The organism is Collinsella aerofaciens, from assembly GCF_001405375.1.
In the GTDB taxonomy this organism is placed as follows: Bacteria; Actinomycetota; Coriobacteriia; order Coriobacteriales; family Coriobacteriaceae; genus Collinsella; species Collinsella aerofaciens_F.
This window is the reverse complement of the sequence record NZ_CYYP01000040.1, coordinates 1-885: the sequence shown is the minus strand read 5'-3', so window position 1 is coordinate 885 and position 885 is coordinate 1. Positions and strand designations below refer to the sequence as shown.

General features: G+C 53.1%; 1 protein-coding gene. It reads right to left on the bottom strand.

The window, feature by feature from the left end:
* A partial coding sequence (locus tag ARB25_RS10100) for a hypothetical protein (RefSeq protein WP_216595146.1) occupies positions 1 to 208 on the bottom strand: 208 nt, incomplete at its 3' end.
* Positions 209 to 885: the final 677 nt, after the last annotated feature.

The window sequence follows — 885 nt, the reverse complement described above, 5'->3', positions numbered from 1 at the left end:
GGTCTCCCACGATGGACCCGGATTGGAAGCCTTCGCCCATGAGCGCGTAGTAGCTCTCGGCAGAATCGAGAAAGGCGGCGTCGGTTTGAGCGGCAAGGGCGGCGTTCGCGTATCTTGCAAGCTCCGCGTCATTTTGCTGCTCTGGAGATAGGTCTGTGCCGCTGGCCTGGGGCGCGCGCGTATTGAATGCGTCGACAAAGCTCTGCATGTCCTGTTTCATAAAGAAGGGCCCGTAGATGGGTGAATTGAACGCAATGGGGACGGAAAAGGCTGCAGCGAGAACGAGCGTACAAATCCATACGGCCTTGTCTCTTAGGATTAGTTTGAGAAGAAGTCGACAGTACATTTGGAAGCACCTACGTTCCTCAAAGAATTGTTAGATTAAAAGTAACAGACCGGATGAAGATACGTGCGACGGGGGCGAGGCGAATGGCTGAGCGGTATCGATACGCGGGTTCAACGGTATTATATTGACCACATAGCTCCTGAATCTGCAGTTGATTAGAAACAGAAGGGCCCACCTGCGGGAACCCAGAGAGACGACGATTCGGGGCTCCTACCCCCGTTGATTAAGTCATCGGCTGCGCCGCGCTCCTCGAAGCCGATAATATGCTATCTGGACAAACCGCGCTGAGCTGGTAAAATTTACATACGCGGAAATGCGCTACTTGCGCTATTTGCGCGTGATTTAACAAAATTAGCACAGGTCAGGGTCATTCTGACCCCGCTGGGGGTCAAGGGGTCGCTGGTTCGAATCCAGTCGTCCCGACCAGAAGTTTGCAGGTCAGGCACCTAGTGCCTGACCTTTTTAATATGAGAAAGCCATTGTCAATAGGCGTGTTTGTTCGAGCCCGGTTTTAAACCGGGCTTTTTCGTTTCCCGTCG